The following is a 20,735-nucleotide window of genomic DNA, read 5'->3' as shown; positions in this document are numbered from 1 at the left end:
GGCATCCGCCCCGGTCGCCGGATCGGATGCCGCCCAGACGGCGGACGCCGCCCCCACGTCCGCGCCCGGCTCGGCCGACCAGGCCGATGCCGCCCCGGCGGCGGACGGCGCGCCGAAGTCCGCGCCCGGCTCCGCCGAGCCGGACGCCGCCCCGGCGCCTGCTCCAGCGCGGTCGGAGGCTTTGCCCGCGTCGTCTGCCACGGCCGACGAGCCGGGCGCTGGATCGGAGGCCGTTGTCGACCCGTCCGCCGGGGCCGACTCCGGTACGGCGGCGGGCGGCGAGCCGAAGTCCGCGCCGGGCTCTGCCGAGCCGGAAGCTGACCCGGTGCGGTCGGAGGTTCTGCCTGCGGCATCCGCCCCGGTCGCCGGGCCGGATGCCGCCCAGGCGGCGGGCGGCGCGCCCAAGTCCGCGCCCGGCTCTGCCGGGCCGGACGCGGCACCGGTCACCGGGGGCACGTCCGATGAGCCGGGTGTCGATCGGAAGACGGCTGTCTTCAAGGCGTTGAGGCCGGAGGCCAAGGCCGACTCCCGCACGGCGGCGGATGCCGCCCCCAAGTCCGCGACCGGCTCTGCCGAGCCGGAGGCGTCGGCCCCGGCCGCCGGGTCGGATGCCGCCCAGGCGGCGGGCGGCGCGCCCAAGTCCGCGCCTGGCTCCGCCGAGCCGGACGCGGCACCGGCCACCGGGGTCACGCCTGATGAGCCTGGTGTCGATCGGAAGACCGCCGTCTTCAAGGCGTTGAAGCCGGGGGGCGCAGCCCCCTCGGCCGGGTCGGAAGCCGCGCCGGAGGCCGACGCCGCGCCCGTCGATCGGAAGACCGCCGTACTCAAGGCGTTGGACTCCGCGCCGGCCGGGTCGGAAGACGGGGCCGCGACCGGTGGGGTCGATCAGCCCACCGCCATGCTCAAGTTGCCGCCGCAGCCCGCGGAGCTTCCCGCTGAGCGCACCAGCAAATTCGTGCCCCTGCGGGCCGACGAGGTGCGGGCACCCGCGCAGCCCGCCGGAAGCCCCGTCGTCGAGGCCGAGCGGACCCGGCAGCAGCCCATGCCGCCGTTGCCGCCGCTCGATCTGCTGGCCGAGTTGACCAACAAGCCGGCGCCGCCCGAGACCCCGGCCCGGACCGTCGTGCGGCGGGTCAAGATCTGGACGCCGCTCCTCGTACTCGCGCTGATCATCTTCGCCGTCGTCCAGGCCGTACGTCCGCTCCCGACACCGTCGTTGAAGCTGACGGCGAACTCCGCGTACACCTTCGAGGGCGACAAGCCCGCGCTGCCCTGGCCCGGCGAGGGGCAGGGCTTCATGGCGGCGACCGGGCTCGGCACCGTCGACTCGTTCGGTGAGCAGAAGGCCGTGCCCATCGGCAGTGTGGCCAAGGCGATGACCGCGTACGTCGTCCTCAAGGACAAGCCCCTGAAGAAGGGCGCCCAGGGCCCGAGCATCACGGTCGACGCCAAGGCCGAGGAGGACGGCGGGCTCGACGCGCAGGGCGAGTCGACGCTCAACACCGTGAAGGAGGGCGACAAGCTCACCCAGCACGACGCGCTGGCCGCCCTCATGATCCCGTCCGCGAACAACATCGCCCGCCTGCTGGCCCGTTGGGACACCGGCGGCTCGGAGGAGGAGTTCGTCAAGAAGATGAACGACACCGCCGAAGAGCTGGGCATGAAGAACACCAAGTACACCGACCCGTCCGGCCTGGACGCCACGACCGTCAGCTCCGCCGAGGACCAGGTGAAGCTCGGTCAGAAGCTCGTCGAGATCGAGGCGCTGATGGACATCACCAAGCTCCCCGAGTGGACGGACCCGTCGGGCAAGACCTGGCGGAACTACAACACCCTCGTCCCGTACGACGGCGCGCTCGGCATCAAGACCGGTTCCACCACCAAGGCGGGCGGCAATCTCCTCTTCGCCGCGCACAAGATGGTCGGCGACACCGACCAGCTGATCGTCGGCGCGATCCTCGGCCAGCACCAGGCGCCGATCATCGACACCGTCAACGCGGCGAGCAAGGAAGTCATGCGCGCCACGCAGGACGAGCTGGACGGCGCCACGATAGTGAAGAAGGGCCAGGTCGTCGGCGAGGTCGACAACGGTCTGGGCACGAAGGTCCCGCTCGTCGCCGTCGAGGACGTCAAGGCCGTCGGCTGGTCGGGCCTGACCGTCAAGCTCGAACTGACCGACGGCGCCAAGTCCGTACCGCAGAGCGCCGCCGCCGGAACGCACATCGGCACGCTCACCGTCGGTGAGGGCAAGAGCCAGGTCGAGGTCGCCGTGGCCCTCCAGAGCGACCTGGCCGAGGCCTCGTTCCTCGACAAGCTGCCCCGGGTCGGCTGAGCCGGCCGGCCCTCGGCACGGGAGGGCGCCGGAAACGGCGTCCTCCCCGCGCCCGGCCGCGTGCTAGCGTCCGACGCAGGGCAGCCAGGCAACTCGGGACGCGGGTACGGCGTCCTTACATCCTCCAGGACGGGACGGACCAGGGGGGCCGGCACACCGGGCAGACGGTGAGACGGGGAGAGCCGCAGTGACCACCGCTGAGCCGACGCGCGCCGACGGCAGTTCCGGCACGGGTACCGACACCAAGGAGCCTCAGACCGGGGAGCAGCCCGCCAAGGACCTGCGCAGCCGCGTACTGCGGCACCCCGTCCTGCTCACCGGCACCGTCGCAGGCGCCGTCCACATCCTCTGGTTCTTCTTCTTCGCGAACAGCGGCGGCGACATCGCCGCCCAGGACGCCTGGGCCGAGTTCGTCGGCCGCCACCCGGACTCCGCGTACAACCTCGCCTGGTACGGCGGGATGCACCCCGTCTCGTACAGCGTCGTCTCGCCGTATCTGATGTCGCTGCTCGGTGTCCGTACGACGATGATGATCGTCGGTACCGTCTCGGCCGCCCTGACCTCGCTGATCCTGTACCGCGTCAAGGCCGTCCGGAATCCGCTGGCGTGCTCGTTCGCCGGGGTCTTCGCCTTCCTCTGCAACGCGCTCTCCGGCCGCGTGACCTTCGGCCTCGGCACGATGTTCGCGCTCGGCGCCGTCGCGGCCGTCTTCTGCTGGCCGCACCGCTGGCGCTACAAGCGCTGGGCCAAGGGCGTCGTCGCCGCGCCGCTGGCCGGGCTCGCCACGGCCGCGAGTCCCGTCGCGGGCCTGTTCCTCGGTGTCGTCGCCGCCGCGCTGTTCCTCAACAAGCGGCGCCCCGGAGCGTACGCGGTCGGGCTCGCCCCGGTCGCCGTCGTCGCGCTCTCCGCCTGGCTGTTCCCGTTCTCCGGCACCCAGCCGATGTCGGTCGGGACGGCGTCGCTGCCGGTCCTCTTCTCCGTCGTCGCCTTCTTCCTCGTGCCCCGCGACTGGCACACGGTCCGCACCGCCGCCGCCGTCTACGGCGTCGGCACGGTGCTGACCTGGGCGATCGACTCGCAGATCGGCTCCAACGTCTCACGCCTCGCGATGATCGTCGGCGGTGTGGTGCTGCTCGCCGCGCTGCCGTACGCGGTGCCGCGCTCCCGCAAGTGGTACGCGCTGGTGCTGGCCTTCGTCGCGTTCAACTTCTGGATCGGCTACAAGGGCGTCGACGACATCATCCGCACCGCGCCCACCGCCTCCTGGACCCGTGAACTGGCCCCGCTGATCAACGAGTTGCAGGAGGTCGGCGCCGAGCGCGGACGCGTGGAGGTCGTACCCGCCAGCAGCCACCGCGAGGCGTCCGCGCTCGCGCCGTACGTCAATCTGGCCCGCGGCTGGAACCGGCAGGCCGACATGGAGCGCAATCCGCTCTTCTACGACGACAGCCTCACCGACGACAGCTACCGCGCCTGGCTCGACCGCTGGGCCGTCTCCTACGTCGTGCTGCCCAAGGGCCGGCCCGACAACGGCGCCGACCTCGAAGCGAAGCTCGTGGAGCGCGGGCTGCCCTATCTGAACCATCTGTGGGGCGACGCCAACTGGCAGCTCTACGAGGTCCAGGACCCGATGCCGCTGGCCGACCCGCCGGCGGTCGTCCGGCGCGCGTCGGCCAACGAGCTGACCATAGAGGTGAAGACCGCCGGTCGGGTGCTGATCCGCATCCCGTACTCGCGCTGGCTCGCCCTCGTGGACGAGAAGGGCGAGAGCATGGACCGCCCGGAGGAGACGGCCGCGTCGAAGGCGCGGGATGGCGACGGCCCGAAGGAGTTCACCAACCCCCACGGCTGTGTGTTCCGCGCCGAGAAGAACGCGGAGGGCGACGAGTGGACGGAGCTGCTGGCCCCCCGCCCGGGGACGTACCGCATCTCCGCCCCGTACCAGGTCCGTCCGGGCACGCCCTGCCCGGAGGAGCTGCGCGACGAGGACTGACCGCGGCCCGTCCCCGTCGCGACGTCCGTCGTTCAGAGGCGCTTGGCGCTGCGCAGCGTCTTCGCGTAGTAGCCGTTGCCGTCCAGGCGTGACGTGCCGCCCTTGTCGCCGATCGTCGGGCCGTTGACCTCTTCGCGGCTGGAGACGAAGATCTGGTGCCCGTCGGTGTCGACGCCCATGTACATCCCGACGTGGTCCAGCCGTTCCTTGGTCCGCGCGTCGAGCTTGAAGAAGACCAGGTCGCCGGGTTGGAGGACGCTGATCGACTTCGGCCGCTCGAACGGCGTGCTCCCCTTCAGCTTGATGATGTCCGTGCCGGTGCTGGAGCGGGCCATGCCGTTGGCGGTACGCGGCAGGCCGTCACCGCTCTTGTCGTCGGCCATCAGCGGGAACCGGCCCCGGTAGCCGAAGACCGTCCGGATGAAGCCCGAGCAGTCGATGGCGCGGTACTTGTTCTGCTCCGGCTGGATGGTCGTGCCGTCGCGGAAGGTGTACGGGATGCCCAGGTAGTCGTAGAAGTCCGACTGTTCGAGCCGGTAGTCCGCGCCCTCGCTGCCCTCGGGGTTGATCGGGCCGAAGTCGGCGTCACCGGCGTACGGGGTGCCCTCGTCGTCCTCCTTGACCGGGGCGCCCTCGACGTACTGGAAGGCGAACGCGAAGAGGTCGTCCTCCTCGCTGCCGTAGAACTCCTCGAACCAGTCCTTGAACCACTTCTCCTTCTCGGCGTCCTTCTTCCACGGCTCGGGCATCAGCCGCACCCAGTTCTCCGTCACCACCCGGGACTTGGTGCTCGTCGGCTCGGAGAACGTACGGCTCGGCCCGGTCAGCGTCGCCGTGCGCGCGCCGTCGGTGAACGTGGCGAGCACGGCTCCGCTCCCGGAGCGCAGCACCGAACGCTCGGGGTTCTTCAGCCGCTCCCACTTCTGCTCACCGGACCGCGCGTCCCCGGCCGACGTCAGGTCCGGGGTGTCGGTGATCGCCTGGACGGCGGGCGCCTTCGCCTGCTCGTCCTTGCGGAGTTCGACGGTGAGATACGCGCTGCCCGCGAGCAGCGCGATGACGGTGGTCGCGTGCAGCACACGGCGACCGCCGCGCTTCTTGGCCTTGGCACTCATGAGAGGTCAGCTCCGGAGGCTTCAGTGGTCGGGGTCAGGGTCAGGTGGTGGGCAGGGCGCCGAGCAGGATGCCGGCGGTCAGGACGACGTACGCCATGAGCGTGACCGTGCCGGTGGCGAGGATCGTCGCCCCCTTGGGCTGGCGGACGAGCTGGTACGCGATGAGGCCCGGCACGATGAAGCCGAGGGTCTGGTTCGCGTAGAGCAGGGGGAACTCCAGCGACAGCACGAACATCACGGTCGCCTGGAGGAGCACACCGATCAGGACGACGGTGGAGAACAGCCGCTTTCCGTAGAGGATCACGAAGCGCTGGACGAGGAGCGTGGTCACATACGTCAGCACGGTCACACCGACGACCATGGCGGCGCGCTGGAGGTCCTCGACGAGGGTCAGCGCCAGCCAGCCGGGGGTGATCATGCCGCCGGGGGAGAGGTTGGTGGTCAGGTAGCAGATCAGGGAGAACATCAGGCCCAGGCCGATGCCTATCGCGGCGATCTCGGGCGTGAGGACTGCGGGGATCAACGGTGTTCTCCAGGATTGTGCGGAGTGTGGGGAGTGCGAGGGGACCGAGGAGGCTGTGGCTCGTCGTTGTCCGGCGCGGGGTCCGGCATCCGTACGGGCTCGAAGGGGCCGCGCGGTGCGGCGGCGGCCGGGCGCTGGTAACGCTCCTCGTACGCCTGGGGATAGGGCTGGAACGGGTCGATGTGGGGCGAGTAGCGCTGGAGCCTCATCGTCTCGTCGTGGCGCGGGTGCTGAGCGGTGGTGTCCGGCGACGCGGGTGAGTTGGCGTCGGCGGGTGCCGGCGGCTGTGCGGTGAGGCGGGCCACCAGTTCGGCGGCCGGGGCGATCTCCCGCCGGGGGGTCTGCCGCGGTACGGCGACCACCGGGAGCGCGGCGGTGGCGGCGGGGTCGTCGGCCGGCGCCGGGGCGAGGGCCGGGGTCACGGCTGACGAGGGGGCCGGGACCGGGGCCGCGGCCGGGACCACGTCGATGTCCAGGTCCGGGTCCGGCGTCTCGTCCGCCGGCAGCTCCGCCAGGTGCTCCAGCAGCAGCTCGCCCTGCCCGTGGATGTTGCCGATCGCGACCAGCGACGAGTCGGCCCCGAGCTGCGACAGCAGCTCTCGCATGAACTCCTCCGGGTCGCGCTTGTCACCGCCCAGGTCCACCGCGCGCGAGCGCCACTCGGCCGGGATCGCGTCGATCGCGCTCTTCGCCGGGTGCCCGATGACGAACACCTTGTCCGGCTGGAGGTCGGGGACGATCTCGCCCATCTGCCCGTTGCGCTCGACGCGGTCGGGGCGGCAGTTGATGACGACGTTCAGCGGGCGGGCGATGGCGCCCAGGTCGAGAAGCTGGTTGATGTTCATCAGCGTCGACTCGGGGTCGTTCGCGGCGAAGACGTTGGCGAACCGCAGCCGCTTCCCGTCCGGCGTGAGATACCGCTCGACCGACAGGACACCCGGGTCCGGCGGCGCGTCGTACATGCCCTGGAGCGCCGTCTCGCGCTCCACGCCCATGAGTTCGGCGACCTTCAGTGCGATCGACACGTTCTCCTTGAACGTGAACCAGCTGAAGCCGCGCAGCTCCTCGTCGCTGACCGTCTCCGGGTCCGCGTAGATCAACTGGCAGTTCCGCGCGTCCGCCTCCTCCTGGAGGATGTCGAAGCGCTCCTTCTCCGCCGTGACACAGATGCCGTCCTCCGGCATCGAGCGCGACAGCGAGCGCGCGACGTCGTCCAGCGTCGGCCCCATCTCGGCGAGATGGTCCTCACGGACGTTGCACAGCACGCCGATCGTGGAGCGGATCAGCTTCGACTGGTTGATCTCCTGGAGGGCCGGCATGACGGCCATGCACTCGATGACCAGCGCGTCCGGGTTGTACGCGGCGGCGCGCCGCACGATCCCGATCTGCTCCACCACGTTGGCGATGCCGAACTTCCGGTAGACCGGCTCCTCGGTGGCGTCCGGGTGGATGAAGCGGGCGGCCGTGCCGGTGGTCTTGGCGACGGTGACCAGGTCCCCGCCGCGCAGCGCGCCCGCGCACAGCCGGGTGATGGAGGACTTGCCGCGGATGCCGTTGACCAGGACGCGGGAGGGGATGCGGTTGAGGTTGGTGAAGTGGCGGCGCTGCTCGACGACGCCGGCGACCAGCAGGATGGCGGAGCACACCAGCAGGACGATGTAGAGGAAGAGCACGGTCGGTCAGTTCCTTCCGGCGGGCGCGCGTACGGCGGCGGGGGCCGTCGCCCCCGCGCCGTCCCGTTTGCGTTGTTCGAGCACCTGCTGGCGCAGCAGTTCCAGGGAGCGGGAGATGGCGCCGACCTCGTCGTGGTGACGCGGGTAGAGCACGGTGCGGCGGTCGCCGTCCGCGAGTGCCTCGGCCTGTTTCGCCACCTCGCGCAGCGGCCGTACGACGATGATGTGCAGCCAGCCCAGACACGCGGCGGCGGCGGTGATGCCGAGGAGGCCCGCGAGGACGGTGCGGTTCTGGAGGCTGTACTCGGGGATCGCGAGTCCGGCGGCAGGCTGCCAGCTCACGACCATCCAGTTGAGCGACTTGGCCGCGCCGCCGCCGACGAACGGGGCCGCGCCCGCGACCTGTACGCCGCCGCCGTCGCGGTAGACGATGCCGCCCGCGCGGGCGCTGATGCCGGTCTTCTGGCTGGTGCCCGCGGCCAGTTCGGTCAGCCGCGCCGAGGGCAGTTTCTCGAAGGCCAGATAGCCCGTGTTGCCGCCCAGGACCCGCCTCTCCGCGTCGACGACCCGGATCTCGCCGAGCCCCGGCCGCTTGAGGAGGGAGTTGATGAAGTCGATGCGGAACTCGCCGATGACCGTGCTGCCGTCGCGTCCGGGCAGTTCGGCGTAGCTGGCGATGACCGGTTCCGTACCGGAGTCGTTGAGGACGGTGATGGGGTCGGCGAACGGATGGCCGTCCTTGTTCTCGCTCTTCTTGTCCTCGGGCAGCCGGGGGGACTCGCCGGACTGCGCGATGATCTTGCCGTCGCCGGTGCGTACGTAGAGCGAGCGGTAGCGCGAGTGGTCGCTGCGCGTGCGGTCCAGGACCTTGGTCATGTCCTCGGGCGAGGTGCGCTCGCCGAGCAGTCCGGCGACGGACACCAGGTCGGCGTGGCCCTCGTTGAGCGAGCGGCGCACCCGGTCGGAGAGGGTGTCGGTGCGCTCGCGCTGGTCGTTGGTGATCTGTTCCGGTACGACGGCGGTGGCGTCGGCCCGGTTGAGCAGCAGCAGCATGGGGGCCGACCAGACGAGCAGCAGGATGCCGCTGACGGCGAGCAGGGCGCGGGCCCCGATCCGGCCCCGGCGGCGGGACTTCGGGCCGCCCGCCCCCTCCGCGTCGTCACGTTCCCCGAGGAGCTGGCGGCGCAGCCGCTCCAGCGCCTGCCCGATCCGGGCGGCCTCACCGAAGCGGGGCACGCTGACCGGGCGGGTCAGATCGTCGCGGGTCAGCCGCCGGCTCTCCAGGAAGAGGCGCAGCAGCGGCCGTTGGACCGTACCGAGCAGGACGCCGACGGCGAGCGCGCCGATGAGCAGCAGCGCACCGGCGGCGAGCAGCCCGAACAGCGGGTCGGTGACCCGGGTCGGGTCCTCGGCGACATCCACCATGGCGACGACGGTCAGCCCGAGGGAGGTGGCGACGGTGCCCTTGCCCGGCTCCGGGCCGGTGAGGGCCGCGTAACCGGCGACGGCCCGGTCACCCTGGAAGGTGTCGCCGCGCAGACTGCCGCTGACGCCCAGATAGCCGCCCTCGCCGGGGTCGTTGGCCTTGAGGGGGTGCTCCTCGGCCCGCTTGGCGGCGACCTTGGCGAACGCCGAGAGCTGCTTCTTGGAGCGTTCGACACCGGTGCGCTGGTCCTCGGTGAGGACCTGCTCGCTCTCCGGGATGCCGTCGCTGCTGAGGATGCGGCCCGTGCTGTCGATGACGGCGATGGAGCGGAACTTGCCGAGGCTGATGCCGGGGAAGCGCAGGCTGCTGGAGGCGATGAGCAGTTGCTGGGGCTGTCCCTTCCAGGACAGCAGCTGGAGGGAGAGCAGCCGGGTCTCGCCGTTGGCGAGGCGCACCATACGGGGGCTGAGCCCGTCCTTCTCGGAGAGCTTGGAGGTGTCGATCGCGGCGACGGGGACGTTCTCGCCGCGGGCCGCGAGCATCCGGCCGGATGAGATCTCGACGACGGCGGTGCCGACCCACTTCTGGTAGACGCTGCCGATCTTGTCGACGACGGCGTCGGGCTGGGCCGGGTCGCCCGCGTTGAACAGTCCGGCGGTTCTGGCGAGGTCCGCGGCGCTCTCGTCGATGGAGGCGCGCATCGCGACGGCGCCGTCCTCGGCGAAGCGCTGCTGCGAGGTCATGACGGCCTTGGGGACGGACTCCTCACCGGCCCGGCCGAAACCGAGGGCCGTGATTCCGGCGAGGGAGAGCAGCAGCGCGGACAGCACCGCGATGGGCGGGCGTATGCCGCCCAAGAGGGACATGTCGGCCCGCCTGCGGACCTTGTGCCGTCGCTTCGCGGACGAAGCGGCCATGAGCGTTCCCCTTCGGGTGTTCGTGATCGGCGGGTTCTGTGCGTGCGTGCGGGCGCGCGGAGAACAGCCCCAGCCGGAAGTAATCGACTCGCAAGCCTTGGGGAAGGTTGCACCAAGGGTGACCAGTGTGATCTACGCGACGTTTGGACCGGGTGATTCCGTCAACGCGCGTAGGGCCGCGCGGGGGCGGGTGCGTGCGGGGCGGACACCCGCGCCGTACCGCGCCCGCCGGACACCGCCCGCCTAGGGCATGTCGCTCAGCGGTCGCAGGCCGTCCTTCGACGCTCCCCGGTTGAGCATCGTGCCCCGGGTGCGTTCGAAGGCGAGCCGGTACTGGGCACGTTCCTCGGCGGACAGGTCCTTGTCGTCGCGCAGCGCGCCGGCGATGTCCAGCAGCCGGTGGTCCGTCGCCGCGCCCTTCGCGCCCGGGGCGGCCTGCTCGACGGCGGCGCCGTCCGTGTCCGGATCGCCGGAGTTGCCCTCTTCCTCCGGCGGGATCGTGACGAACGTCGGCGCGTACCGCGCCTCCACGTCCCAGCCGCCCCCGGACTTCTTGTGGAACTCGAACCAGCCGATGGCGCCTTCCTCGGTCAGCCCCGACGGCACGTCGTGCCGGGCGAGCTGGTTGCCGAGGCCGTAGGCGATCCAGGTGCCGTCCACCTTCTCCATCGGCTGCACCACATGCGCGTGATGGCCGATGATCAGGTCGATCCCGGTCTCCTTGGCGAGCCGCCGCCCCAGCTTGAGCTGCGACGCGCTCGGGTCGGGATGGTGCTCACGCCCCCAGTGGATGCTCAGGATGACCGCCTCCGCGCCCGCCTCGCGCGCGGCCTTCTCCGCCGCCGCGATGGCGTCGAAGGAGTTCGTGTTGGCGATCCAGGGCTTGTCCTTGGGTATCTCACGGCCGTTGAACCCGAAGGCGTACGACAGCTGGGCGACCTTCACGCCCTTCACGTCCACGATCAGCGGCTTGGCCGCCTCGGCGGCGCTGCGTGCGGAGCCGGTGTGCTTCAGCCCGGCCGCGTCCAGGGCGTCGAGGCTGCGGGTGACGCCGCCGGGGCCGTCGTCCAGCGTGTGGTTGGACGCGGTCGAGCAGGTGTCGTAACCGGTCTTCTTGATCGCCGTGGTGATCTGCGGCGGTACGAGGAAGTCGGGGAAGCTGCGGAAGGGCCCCTTCGGCCCGGCCACCACCGGCTCGAAGTGGCAGATCGCCAGATCGGCCTTGCTGATGACGGGTTTCACCCCGGCCATGATCTTGGTGAAGTCCGGATCCGGGACGTCGGCGCCGACCTTCTTGCCGACCGCCTCGGGCACCTCGGTGACCCCCGCGTCCCGGTACGCCTGCTCGGTCAGCTGCGGGTGGATCAGGATGTCGCCCGCCGCGGCCACGGTGAACGCCGGCTCGCCCTTGGCGCCCGCGGAGCCGCTGTCGCCGCCGACGAGGGAGCAGCCGGCCGCGGTCGTGGCGAGGAACGCGAGCGTGAGGGCCACGGCGCTCCGGGGCAGGCGGCTGCCTGCGATGGACGTGTTTCGGTGCGTTGTCACCCTGATACTTTCACTCGAACATGAGCCCTGATCCGACCAAAAAGATAACGGCACCGACAAACCTGTCGCGCACCGCCGTACTTCTGGCGCTTCTGGTGGCAGCCGTCGCCGTGGTCGTACCGGCGCTCGACCGGTCCCGCACCGACGGCCCGAACCCCGGTCCCGCCCCGACCGACGGCCCGGCCGCCGGTCTGGAGCGGCGGCTCTCCATGTACGCCTCCGAGGTCGTCGCCGACTCCCGCTTCCGTCCCCCGGACCGCGCCGAGCGCGAGGCCCTGGCCGAGGGAGTCGCGCTGTACGTGGACGGCGAGCGGGAGAAGGCCGCGAGCAGACTCGCCGACGTGGACTTCGGCGTACGGGTCGTACGGGACGGGCCCGGCCGCCGGTACGCGGAGATCGCGGACCGTGGCGACGAGACCCGGCGCGGCTGGGGACGGGTCTACATCGACCTGGACACCGCGCCCCGCTACAGCGTCCAGGTCCCGCATCCGGTCGCCGACGCGTACAGCGACCGCCTCGGCACGGGCGTGCTGCGCGCCGCCCCCGGCGGGATCCTGGTCGTCGCGGGCGCCCACCGCAGGGCGGGCGAGGGCGACGCGGCGGACGTCGCCCACCGCAGGGACACCGTGTTCCACGCGATCACCGTCGAACTCGTCGCCCGCCGGATCCCCGGCATCCAGGTCCACGGCTTCGCCGACAGCAGCGTCCCCGGCCGCGACGTGGTGGTCTCCACGGGCGCCGGCACCGTGGCCCGCCCCCAGGGCCGCACGATGGCGGACGCGCTGGAGGACGACGGCTTCCGGGTGTGCCGGGCCTGGGTGGACAAGTGCCCGCTCGAAGGCCGCAACAACAAACAGGGGAGACTCGCGGCGGCCGAGGACGTCCCGTTCCTGCACGTGGAGGTCAGCCGCGCGGTACGCGGCGACGCGGCGCGCACGGCGAGGGCGGTCGCGGCGATGGCGAAGGCGGTCCGGGAGTGGGACGGACGCGGCTGACCCGCGCCCCGCCCCACTGTCGGCTCCCGGTCAGGACGTGCGCCCGCGTCGTCGGTTGCCGCTGCTGTGCCCCAAGGGGTTCCGGCGGCTACCGCCGCCGCCTTGGTCGCGCCCGCCACTTCGGCCGTTGCCGGGTGAGAGGGAGGCGGCGCCCGCGGTGGTCATCGGCATGCTGTACTGCCCCGACCGTGCCGCGACTGTCTGCGTGAGGCCGTTGTTCTGTATGTGACCGATGAGATTCTCGCGGTAGGTGTCGAGCCTCTCGGTCGCCGTCTGCTGGGCGTTCTGCACGCCTAATGCCAGCTCTTGGCGGTCAGGCGCCGTGGCGTTGTACACGGCCTGGGCTTCGTGGGGGCCGTATCCCCGGTCGGTGATTGCCTGTGCCACATCCTGGTCGAAGGCGTTCAGCTCTTCTGCGGCGTCAGTGAGGCGTTCGTGAGCTCTTTCGATACGGCGCCATGGGTTCGCCTGGTCGAAGGCCTGTTGCGCCGCCGGGGGCATGGCCTCCCGGGCGGCCTCCATGCCCAACTGGTCGACCAGCTCACGAGCGGTACTCGGAGGCTGAGGCTGCTCGTGAATCTCGAAGTCCATGTGAAGTCCCTTCCCTGATCTGAAATTTCTGGCTCAACGTGCCGCCCGCCCGAACGGTTCATTCCGCGCTCGCGGGGACACATTCCGCGAAAACCCGTTGGCGGACCACGGCGCCCGCTGCTACTTTCCCGGGGGCCGTGGATGAGAACGAGGAGGTGGTACCCGTGAACGCAGTTTCGACATGGGTGCTTCCCTCTGGGGCCACGGTCGGGCGATAGGTCGTCCGGGAGCGCCGTTCCGCGCACTCCCGAAAGGCACGACCATGCACTTCACTTCTGAACGACGCCTCGAAGACGGCGTCCTCGAACGCGAATTCACCCTCGGCGAGATCCCCGGCACGCTCTGGACGCCGGGATCGCCCGAATCCGTCGCACCCGTCGCACCCGTTCCCCTGGTCCTGATGGCCCACAACAACGGCCTGCCCAAGGCGGATCCCCGACTGGTGGCCCGCGCCCGCTACACCGCCGCCCGTGGGTACGCGGTGGCCGGCATCGACGCCGCCGGGTGCGGTGACCGCCCCCGTACCGCCGCCGCCGAGCAGGCCCGTGCGGACCTCCGCCGGGCGATCGGGGCGGGTGAGCCGGTCGACGAGATCTTCGAGTCCCTGATCGGACCGATGGTCGAGAACGCGGTCCCGGACTGGCGGACCACACTGGACGCCCTCCTCGAACTGCCCGGGATCGGCGGCCCGGTGGGGTACTCCGGGGGCTGGACCGCCCTCGGTGTCCGGCTGGCGGTGGTCGAGCCGCGCATCGTGGCCGCGGGCTTCTTCGCAGGGGGTTACGTGCCGCGCGCCCAGCGCGAGGAGGCCCGGCAGGTCACCATCCCGCTGCTGTTCCTGCTCCAGTGGGACGACGAGGGCAACCCCCGGCAACGGGCCCTGGACCTGTTCGACGCCTTCGGCAGCGAGGAGAAGACGCTGCACGCCAACCTGGGCGGCCACACCGGCACACCGTGGTTCGAACTGGAGGACGGCGGCCGGTTCCTGGACCGCCATCTGAAGCCGGTCCGCCGGGCCGTCTGACGCACGACCGCCCCGACCGCGTCACCACCGGCGCGGTCGGGCCGGAGTCACCCCTCGTAGCGGGTGGCCAGGGCCCGTACCGTCTGGGCGATGCGGTCGCGGAGTCCGGCCGGTGCCAGGACCTCGATGTCGGTGCCCAGCCGCAGGAATTCCCCGTGGGCGTGGCCGACCGACTCGATGGGCACCCGCGCCTCCGTCCACCCGTCACCCACCGGCGTCACGCCGAGGCGCCGGGCGCCCTCGGGCGTGAGCCGTACCAGAGCGTCCCCGGTGTGCAGCCGGGCCCGGAAGTCGGCCAGATAGCCGCTCCAGTACGCGGCCAGGCCGAACCCGTCCGGGACCGCGAACTCGTCTGCCAGGGCGTGGACTTCGAGGATCTGGTCGACCCGGTAGGTACGGATGCCGGACGGCCCGCCCGCCACCAGGTACCAGCGGCCGGCCTTGAGGACGAGCCCGTACGGCTCCACCCGCCGCTCGATCTCCTCCGGCGCCCGCCAGCGCCGGTACCGCAGAACCACCGCCCGCCGCGCCCACACCGCGCCCGCGATCACGGCCAGATACGGCGTACGGTCGGCGTCGCCGTACCAGCCGGGCGCGTCGAGCAGGAAGCGTTCCTGAATCCGCCCGGCGTGCTCGCGCAGCTCCGCCGGGAGGGCCGCCCGCAACTTGAGCTGGGCGGTGGCCAGCGCCTCGCCGAGCCCCAGCTCGGCCGCGGTGCCGGGCAGCGCGGCGAGGAACGCCGCCTGCGCCTCGTCCGCGGTCAGCCCGGTGAGGCGGGTCCGGTAGCCGTCGAGGAGCCGGTAGCCGCCCGCGTGTCCGGCGTCGCCGTACAGCGGGATCCCGGCGGCGCCGAGCGCCTCGACGTCCCGGTAGACCGTACGGACGGAGACCTCCAGCTCCTCGGCCAGCTGCCGGGCCGTCATCCGCCCCCGGTTCTGGAGCAGCAGAAGCAGGGTGACCAGCCGGCTCGCGCGCATGGTCCCCAGTATCCACTGACAGTGGATGTCAGTGGAGTGTCCCTAACCTGCGGCGCATGAACGACTTCGACTTCCTGCACGGCTCCTGGGACGTGGCCAACCGCCGCCTCACCACCCCGCTCGCCTCCCCGCCGGGCGGCACCTGGGAGGAGTTCCCCGGCCACGCGGTGATCCGGCCGCTCTTCGGGGGCGCCGGCAACATCGACGAGATCACCTTCCCCACCCTCGGCCGCCAGGGAGTGACCCTGCGGCTGCTCGACCGCGAGACCCGCCGGTGGTCGATCCACTGGTCGGACAGCCGGATCGGCCGCCTGGACCCCCCGGTGACCGGCGGTTTCACGGGCGACCGCGGCGACTTCCACGGCGAGGACAGCTACGACGGCCGCCCGATCCGGGTGCACTTCGTCTGGTACCGCCTCGGCCCGGACACCGCCCGCTGGGAGCAGGAGTTCTCCGGCGACGACGGCGGTACGTGGGAGCTGAACTGGGTCATGGACCTCACCCGTACCGGGGCGGCCGGCGCATGAGCATCGTCGAGTTCCGTCAGTACACCCTGCGTCCCGGTGCCCGGGAGACGCTGATCGAGCTGTTCGAGCGCGAGTTCGTGACCGGTCAGCAGGCGGTCGGCATCACCGTCGGCGGCCGGTTCCGCGACCTCGACGACCCGGACCGCTTGGTCTGGCTGCGCGCGTTCCCCGACATGGCCCACCGCCGCCGCGCGCTGGAGGCGTTCTACACGGGACCGGTCTGGCGCGAGCACCGCGACGCGGCCAACGGGACGATGACCGACAGCGACGACGTCCTGCTGCTGCGGGGGCCGGGCTTCGAGCCGGAGCCGGGGGTGCGCGAGATCGCCGCGACGATCTGCCACCCCTCGGACGCGCCGTCCTTCACCCCGTACGCCGCCCGACACCTGCGCCCGCACCACGCCCTGCACCGCACCGAGCACGCCGAGAACGACTACCCGCTCCTGCCGGTCCGCACGGGCGAGGACGTCCGCCTCTGGTTCGGCCCGGCCGAGCCCCCGCCGTGGCCGGCCCGGCGACTGCGCCTCGAACCGGTGACGAGCTGACGTGACGCCGAAGGGCCCCGTGACGCCGAGGTCCGTCAGCCCGGCTTGACCGCCAGCGTCGCGAAATAGTGCGACATGTACTGGGCGGACGCGTTGGACTGGTGCGGCGCCTCCGCGAAACCGCCGATGACGAACCCCGCGGCGAGCTGCCCGGCGATCTGGTCGGTGAGGGTGTGGCTGTACTCAAGAGGAGCGCCCGCGCCGAACTTCGTGGCGCGCTCCTCGGCGGAGTACCGCGCGACATCGCTGTAGGGCAGCTTGTGCACGACGGTCAGTTCGCCGCGCTCGTCCAGTGCCTCGTGGTCGAACAGGTACACATCGGGGTTGAGGAAGCCCGCGAGCAGAGTCCCGCCCGGCCGCAGGACGCGGAAGCACTCCCGCCACACCGGTGCCAGGTCCGGTACGAAGAGGTTGGAGACCGGATGGAACACGACGTCGAACGCCGCGTCGCCGAAGGCGCCGAGGTCGCTCATGTCGCCCAGGGCGGTGCGCAGGTCGAGCCCGTCGCGCGCCGCCACCATCCGGTCCTGGCCGAGCTGGCGGGGTGAGTTGTCGAAGACGGTGACCCGCGCCCCCGCGGCGGCGAGGATCGGACCCTGCTGGCCACCGCCGGAGGCCAGGCACAGCACGTCCTTGCCGGTCAGGTCCGCCGGGAGCCACGAGCGGTCGACCGGCTGACGCCCGATGAGAACGATCGACCAGTCGCCCCCGCGGGCGCGCTCGACAGCCTCGGCACTCACCGGCCTCGACCACTCGTTGCCGTCTTCGACGCACTTGTCCCAGGCTGCCCGATTGTGGGCAACGGGGTCGACACCACTGTCCTGCACGTTCAACTCCCTGCTGCGGCCTTGGGAAGCCGGGGTTCGCGCACGGCGCGTGGGGCCCGTCGTACGCTCATGTCGTCATGCGTGTCCTTGTGGAAACGGTACTGGGCCGGCTGCTGCCCCCGATGGTCGCGGTCTGCCTCCTGGTGTGGCCGGGACCCGTGGTGCTGGACGGCGGCTTCGACGCCCTGCGCGCGGACCTCGCGCCCACCCTTGCCGTGGCGGCCGGGACGACCGTCGCGCTGGGCCTGCGACGGCGGGCGCCGGTGTGGGCGCTGGCCGGGGTGTCCGTCTGCTACGCACCGGCCGTGCTCATGGTGGACTCGTACGCGGTCGAGATGTTCACCATGGTGGCCGACCTCGTGGCCGTGTACTCGGTCGCCGCCCGCACCACCCTGCCGGTGACGCTGCGGGCCGTCGGCGTCCTCGTCTGCTACCAGGGCCTGCTGGGCTTCATCTCCGAGGGTGTGAGTCCGGTGTCCGGTGCCGGACTGGCCGCCACCGCCGCGTTCCACCTGGGCACGGTCGGCCTCGGCCGAGCCCGCGCCCACCGGACGGCCGCACGCGAGCGGGCCGCCGTCCGCCTCGCCCGTGCCCGGTCCGACGGGCAGGGTGCGGGGGCGAGTGAACGCCGCAGGCTGGCACGGGAGTTGCACGACGTCAGCGCCCACCACCTCACCTCCGTGGTCGTCACCGCGGAGGCCGCCCAGCATCTCGCCGCCGCGCGTCCCGAACTGGGCGCCGAAGCCCTCGACTTCGCCGCCCGTACCGGCCGCGAGACCCTGACCACCGTGCAGCGCCTGGTCACCTCGCTGGGGACCGCCGAGGAGAGCGGCGAGGTCCCGCTGGGCTCCCGGATCGAGGAACTCGCCGGCGGTTTCATCCGCCTCGGACAGCGGGTGGAGATCACGCACGACACGGGCGGTGCGGGAGTCGGCAAGCAGGTGGCGGAGGCGGTGTTCGGCATCGCCAGGGAAGCTCTCACGAACACACTGCGGTACGCGCCCGGAGCAGTCGTACGCGTCGGCCTGCGGGACCTCGGAGAGGGGTGGCTTGCGCTCACCGTGGACGACGACGGGGCCGGTGCCCCCACCGCCCGGCGCCAGGGTCTCGGATCCGGCCGGGGCATGACCGGCATGCGCGAGCGCGCCGAGGCGGTCGGCGGCACGGTGACCGCCGGACCGGGTCCGGCCGGCGGCTGGTCGGTACGGGCGGAACTGCCGGCCCACCCGGGACAGGGCGCGCGTCCGCCAGCCGGGCGGGGCCGTGTGCTGGACTGGCGCCTCGCCTCGCACGCCCTGCTGCCGGCCGCCGGACTCCTCCCTGCGGTGTTCCTGTTCAACGAGACCCGGCGCGCGCCCGGCGAACTTTCGCTGCTGGGCGCGCTGCTGGTCGTGCAGCTGCTGCCGTTGCTGTGGCGGCGGACGGCACCCTGGCCGGTGCTGGCGGCGCTGCTCGCCGGAGCCTGGCTGTGGCCGTGGCCGCCCGGCTCCGGCGCGGATCCCTGGCTGGCCCTGACCTCGGGCACCTGCGCGCTGCTGGGCGGGGTGTACGCGGTGGGGGTGTACGGGCGCGATCCGTGGGCGACCTGGGCATCGGTGCCGCTGGCCGCGCCGGTGCTGGCCTGCGCGGTGACGGTGACAGCGGCGCGCGACGGCGTGATCGGCGGAGATCCGGCCGGAACCGGCACCGTGGCGCTCTGCGTGGTCGCCCTGACCGTGTTCCTGCTGCCGGTGTTCGGCGGCGCGTGGCTGGCGGGCTTCGCGGTCCGGTCCCGGCACGGGCGCATCGCCCGCCGCGAGCACGACGAACTGGGCGCGGTCGTCCACGAGGCGCTCGCCGCCGCGCACCAGGAGCGGCAGCGGGTCGCCGCCGGACTGCGGGCCGTGGTCCTGTCCCGTACGCGTGAAGTGGTCAGAGCCGCCGACGAGGGCCGCCTCGACGACGTCGCCCCGGCAGCCCGCGAGTCGCTGGCCGCGATGCGTGAGCTGCTGGGCAGCCTGCGCGACGGCACCCCCGCCGAGGCCCCGCCCACGGTCCCGGCCGACCGTCCCCGCGAAGGCTCGGTAAAGTGACGCCCCATGACCTCACCCGCCGCCCCCGCCCGGGTCCTGGTCGTTGACGACCAGGTCGTGGTCCGCGCCGGATTCGCGGCCATCGTCGACGCGGAGCCGGACTTCGAGGTGGTCGGCGAGGCGGGTGACGGCGCCGAGGCGGTCACCCTGGCCGACCGGCTGCGCCCGGACGTCGTCCTGATGGACATCCGTATGCCCGGCATGGACGGCCTCACGGCCACGAACCTCCTGACCGGCGCTCCATCGGGCCACGTACCGCGGGTGCTCGTCCTGACGACCTTCGACCTCGACTCGTACGTCTACGAGGCCCTGCGCGCCGGTGCCTCCGGCTTCCTTCTCAAGGACGCCCACCCGGCCGAACTCCTCACGGCGCTCCGGGTGGTGGTCACCGGCGAGGCGATGCTCGCCCCCGCGATCACCCGCCGCCTCATCGACACGTTCACCGCCGCCGCCCCCGCACCACAGATCGTCCCCGACGTCCTGGACACCCTCACCCCTCGTGAACGCGAGGTCGTCTCACTGATCGCGACGGGCCTTGCCAACGCCGAGATCGCCGCCCGTCTCGGCGTCGCCACGGGCACGGTGAAGACCCACATCAACGCACTGCTCAGGAAGCTGGATCTGCGGGACCGGGTCCAGGTGACGATCTTCGCGTACGACGCCGGCCTGGTACGTCCCAAACCGCCGCTGAGCTGAGCCGGCGCGGCCCGTCTGTATCCGAAGGTACAGACGCGGTTCCTTCTGCGGAGCGACGCGCTCTCCCGCCCTGATCGGCGAGGCTGTTGGTCAAGAGCAGCGGAGAGAGGACAGGCCGAAATGGAAGCGATCACGTCGCCCGACTGGAACATTGTGGGCATCCTGGGGGCCGCCCGTGGCGCGCGAGGGGACGCCGAGGCGCCCATCGGCACGGAACACCTGCTGGCCGGCCTCACCACGGCCAAAGGGCCGGCGCGCGAAGCACTCGCGGACGTAGGGGCCACCAAGATCGCCCTGCTGACGGTGTTGCGGAACAGGAAGGACGACGACGGCGCGTGGAGCACCGCGGACGACGCGCAGGCGAGCGTCGCGTCCGAGGACATCCTGGGCGAGGACGGCGACCGGCGCACCCACTACACGGGCGCGGCGGCCAGGGCGCTGACCGCCGCGATGGGTGACGCGCGGCGGACGGACGCGGCGAAGTTCGGCGCGGACCACCTGCTGAGGGGACTGCTGGAGGAGGAGAACCGCGCCGTGGAGCTGCTGGCCGTGTGCGGCATCACCCCCCAGGCCGTACGCGCCCGCCTCGACGGCGGGCCCGGGAGCCGGGAGGACGCCCTCGACCCCCTGCTGCACGCCACCCGCGACGTTCTCCTCGGTCGCGGCCAGTACCGGCGGGTGTCCTTCTGGATGCGCTGGATGATCAAACTCGGCGGAGTCAACTGGGCGTCGCTGCCAGCCGGTTGGGTCCGCCTGGAAACCTTCGAGCAGGCCCGCCGCCTCGGCGGCGGCACGGTGGGCACCGAACACGTACTGCTCGCGATCCTGGCCACCCACGAGGTCGCGCTCCAGCACCCCCACCTGTCGGGCGAAGCCCAGTACGCGGGCGGCGAACGACTGGCGGCCCTGGGCATCGACTACGCCTCGGCCCACCAAGCCCTGACCACCCCCGACCAC

The 20,735-nt window shown here is 72.0% G+C and carries 17 protein-coding genes and 1 pseudogene; 9 read left to right on the top strand and 9 right to left on the bottom strand.

Annotated features, from left to right (window positions below):
• A pseudogene (locus BHU15_RS41775) lies at positions 1-201 on the bottom strand (hypothetical protein); the annotation flags it as partial.
• 124 nt (positions 202-325) lie between these two features.
• Between BHU15_RS41775 and BHU15_RS40810 the strand changes: the two are divergent.
• The gene (locus BHU15_RS40810) at positions 326-2,332 is read left to right on the top strand and encodes a serine hydrolase (protein ID WP_255293285.1); all 2,007 of its coding nucleotides are present in this window, start codon (positions 326-328) and stop codon (positions 2,330-2,332) included.
• Between the two features lie 187 nt (positions 2,333-2,519).
• Positions 2,520-4,325 (top strand): DUF8823 domain-containing protein, encoded by a 1,806-nt coding sequence (locus tag BHU15_RS35025; protein ID WP_069630811.1) that lies wholly within the window; start codon positions 2,520-2,522, stop codon positions 4,323-4,325.
• A gap of 32 nt (positions 4,326-4,357) precedes the next feature.
• On the opposite strand, the gene BHU15_RS35020 is transcribed toward BHU15_RS35025, so the two are convergent.
• The 5 genes from BHU15_RS35020 to BHU15_RS35000 form a co-directional block, all read right to left on the bottom strand.
• Entirely contained in the window at positions 4,358-5,440 is a 1,083-nt protein-coding gene (locus BHU15_RS35020; RefSeq protein ID WP_069630810.1) for a C40 family peptidase, read from the bottom strand.
• Between the two features lie 40 nt (positions 5,441-5,480).
• Positions 5,481-5,963: a poly-gamma-glutamate biosynthesis protein PgsC/CapC gene (locus BHU15_RS35015; protein WP_023540944.1), complete on the bottom strand. Its 483-nt coding sequence runs from the start codon at positions 5,961-5,963 to the stop codon at positions 5,481-5,483.
• Entirely contained in the window at positions 5,960-7,636 is a 1,677-nt protein-coding gene (pgsB, locus tag BHU15_RS35010; RefSeq protein WP_069630809.1) for a poly-gamma-glutamate synthase PgsB, read from the bottom strand. Before pgsB ends, BHU15_RS35015 begins: the two co-directional genes overlap by 4 nt.
• 6 nt (positions 7,637-7,642) lie before the next feature.
• The gene (locus BHU15_RS35005; protein WP_255293284.1) at positions 7,643-9,979 is read right to left on the bottom strand and encodes a HAMP domain-containing protein; all 2,337 of its coding nucleotides are present in this window, start codon (positions 9,977-9,979) and stop codon (positions 7,643-7,645) included.
• A 243-nt stretch (positions 9,980-10,222) separates the two neighbouring features.
• Positions 10,223-11,524, bottom strand: a complete 1,302-nt coding sequence (locus BHU15_RS35000) for a CapA family protein (RefSeq protein ID WP_255293283.1) — start codon at positions 11,522-11,524, stop codon at positions 10,223-10,225.
• Positions 11,525-11,544: 20 nt separating this feature from the next.
• Here BHU15_RS35000 and BHU15_RS34995 point away from each other — a divergent pair, with 20 nt between their 5' ends.
• The gene (locus tag BHU15_RS34995) at positions 11,545-12,519 is read left to right on the top strand and encodes a hypothetical protein (protein ID WP_141726950.1); all 975 of its coding nucleotides are present in this window, start codon (positions 11,545-11,547) and stop codon (positions 12,517-12,519) included.
• A gap of 30 nt (positions 12,520-12,549) precedes the next feature.
• Here the strand turns inward: BHU15_RS34995 and BHU15_RS34990 are convergent, their stop codons facing one another.
• A complete protein-coding gene (locus BHU15_RS34990; RefSeq protein WP_069630806.1) occupies positions 12,550-13,110 on the bottom strand; it encodes a hypothetical protein in 561 nt (186 codons plus the stop codon).
• 262 nt (positions 13,111-13,372) lie between these two features.
• On the opposite strand from BHU15_RS34990, the gene BHU15_RS34985 reads away from it, so the two are divergent.
• On the top strand, positions 13,373-14,134 hold the full coding sequence (locus BHU15_RS34985) for a dienelactone hydrolase family protein (RefSeq protein ID WP_069630805.1): 762 nt from the start codon (positions 13,373-13,375) through the stop codon (positions 14,132-14,134).
• A 47-nt stretch (positions 14,135-14,181) separates the two neighbouring features.
• Here BHU15_RS34985 and BHU15_RS34980 read toward each other — a convergent pair whose 3' ends face one another.
• Entirely contained in the window at positions 14,182-15,111 is a 930-nt protein-coding gene (locus BHU15_RS34980; protein WP_069630804.1) for a helix-turn-helix transcriptional regulator, read from the bottom strand.
• A 56-nt stretch (positions 15,112-15,167) separates the two neighbouring features.
• On the opposite strand from BHU15_RS34980, the gene BHU15_RS34975 reads away from it, so the two are divergent.
• Positions 15,168-15,638 carry a hypothetical protein gene (locus BHU15_RS34975; protein ID WP_069630803.1) on the top strand — a complete coding sequence of 157 codons (471 nt, stop codon included), beginning with the start codon at positions 15,168-15,170 and terminating at the stop codon, positions 15,636-15,638.
• Positions 15,635-16,183, top strand: coding sequence for an NIPSNAP family protein (locus BHU15_RS34970; RefSeq protein WP_069630802.1), 549 nt, complete (start codon positions 15,635-15,637; stop codon positions 16,181-16,183). The genes BHU15_RS34975 and BHU15_RS34970 overlap by 4 nt, the downstream gene beginning before the upstream one ends.
• 35 nt (positions 16,184-16,218) lie before the next feature.
• Here BHU15_RS34970 and BHU15_RS34965 read toward each other — a convergent pair whose 3' ends face one another.
• Positions 16,219-17,010 (bottom strand): class I SAM-dependent methyltransferase, encoded by a 792-nt coding sequence (locus BHU15_RS34965; protein ID WP_069630801.1) that lies wholly within the window; start codon positions 17,008-17,010, stop codon positions 16,219-16,221.
• A gap of 77 nt (positions 17,011-17,087) precedes the next feature.
• Here BHU15_RS34965 and BHU15_RS34960 point away from each other — a divergent pair, with 77 nt between their 5' ends.
• The 3 genes from BHU15_RS34960 to BHU15_RS34950 form a co-directional block, all read left to right on the top strand.
• Entirely contained in the window at positions 17,088-19,082 is a 1,995-nt protein-coding gene (locus BHU15_RS34960) for a sensor histidine kinase (protein ID WP_171908513.1), read from the top strand.
• Between the two features lie 6 nt (positions 19,083-19,088).
• Entirely contained in the window at positions 19,089-19,778 is a 690-nt protein-coding gene (locus BHU15_RS34955; RefSeq protein WP_069630800.1) for a response regulator, read from the top strand.
• A gap of 120 nt (positions 19,779-19,898) precedes the next feature.
• A partial coding sequence (locus BHU15_RS34950; protein ID WP_069630799.1) for a Clp protease N-terminal domain-containing protein occupies positions 19,899-20,735 on the top strand: 837 nt, incomplete at its 3' end.

This window comes from Streptomyces niveus, assembly GCF_001723055.1.
Classification (GTDB): domain Bacteria; phylum Actinomycetota; class Actinomycetes; order Streptomycetales; family Streptomycetaceae; genus Streptomyces; species Streptomyces niveus.
The sequence above is the reverse complement of the archived record's forward strand: the minus strand, read 5'-3'. Positions and strand labels throughout refer to the sequence as shown.

Excerpts from the sequence above, each read along its gene's own strand:
- BHU15_RS34975 (WP_069630803.1), top strand. The coding sequence starts at position 15,168 with ATGAACGACTTCGACTTCCTGCACGGCTCCTGGGACGTGGCCAACCGC.
- BHU15_RS34980 (WP_069630804.1), bottom strand. The coding sequence starts at position 15,111 with ATGCGCGCGAGCCGGCTGGTCACCCTGCTTCTGCTGCTCCAGAACCGG.
- BHU15_RS34955 (WP_069630800.1), top strand. The coding sequence starts at position 19,089 with ATGACCTCACCCGCCGCCCCCGCCCGGGTCCTGGTCGTTGACGACCAG.
- BHU15_RS34985 (WP_069630805.1), top strand. The coding sequence starts at position 13,373 with ATGCACTTCACTTCTGAACGACGCCTCGAAGACGGCGTCCTCGAACGC.
- BHU15_RS34970 (WP_069630802.1), top strand. The coding sequence starts at position 15,635 with ATGAGCATCGTCGAGTTCCGTCAGTACACCCTGCGTCCCGGTGCCCGG.
- BHU15_RS34960 (WP_171908513.1), top strand. The coding sequence starts at position 17,088 with ATGCGTGTCCTTGTGGAAACGGTACTGGGCCGGCTGCTGCCCCCGATG.
- BHU15_RS34990 (WP_069630806.1), bottom strand. The coding sequence starts at position 13,110 with ATGGACTTCGAGATTCACGAGCAGCCTCAGCCTCCGAGTACCGCTCGT.
- BHU15_RS35020 (WP_069630810.1), bottom strand. The coding sequence starts at position 5,440 with ATGAGTGCCAAGGCCAAGAAGCGCGGCGGTCGCCGTGTGCTGCACGCG.
- BHU15_RS34995 (WP_141726950.1), top strand. The coding sequence starts at position 11,545 with ATGAGCCCTGATCCGACCAAAAAGATAACGGCACCGACAAACCTGTCG.
- BHU15_RS35005 (WP_255293284.1), bottom strand. The coding sequence starts at position 9,979 with ATGGCCGCTTCGTCCGCGAAGCGACGGCACAAGGTCCGCAGGCGGGCC.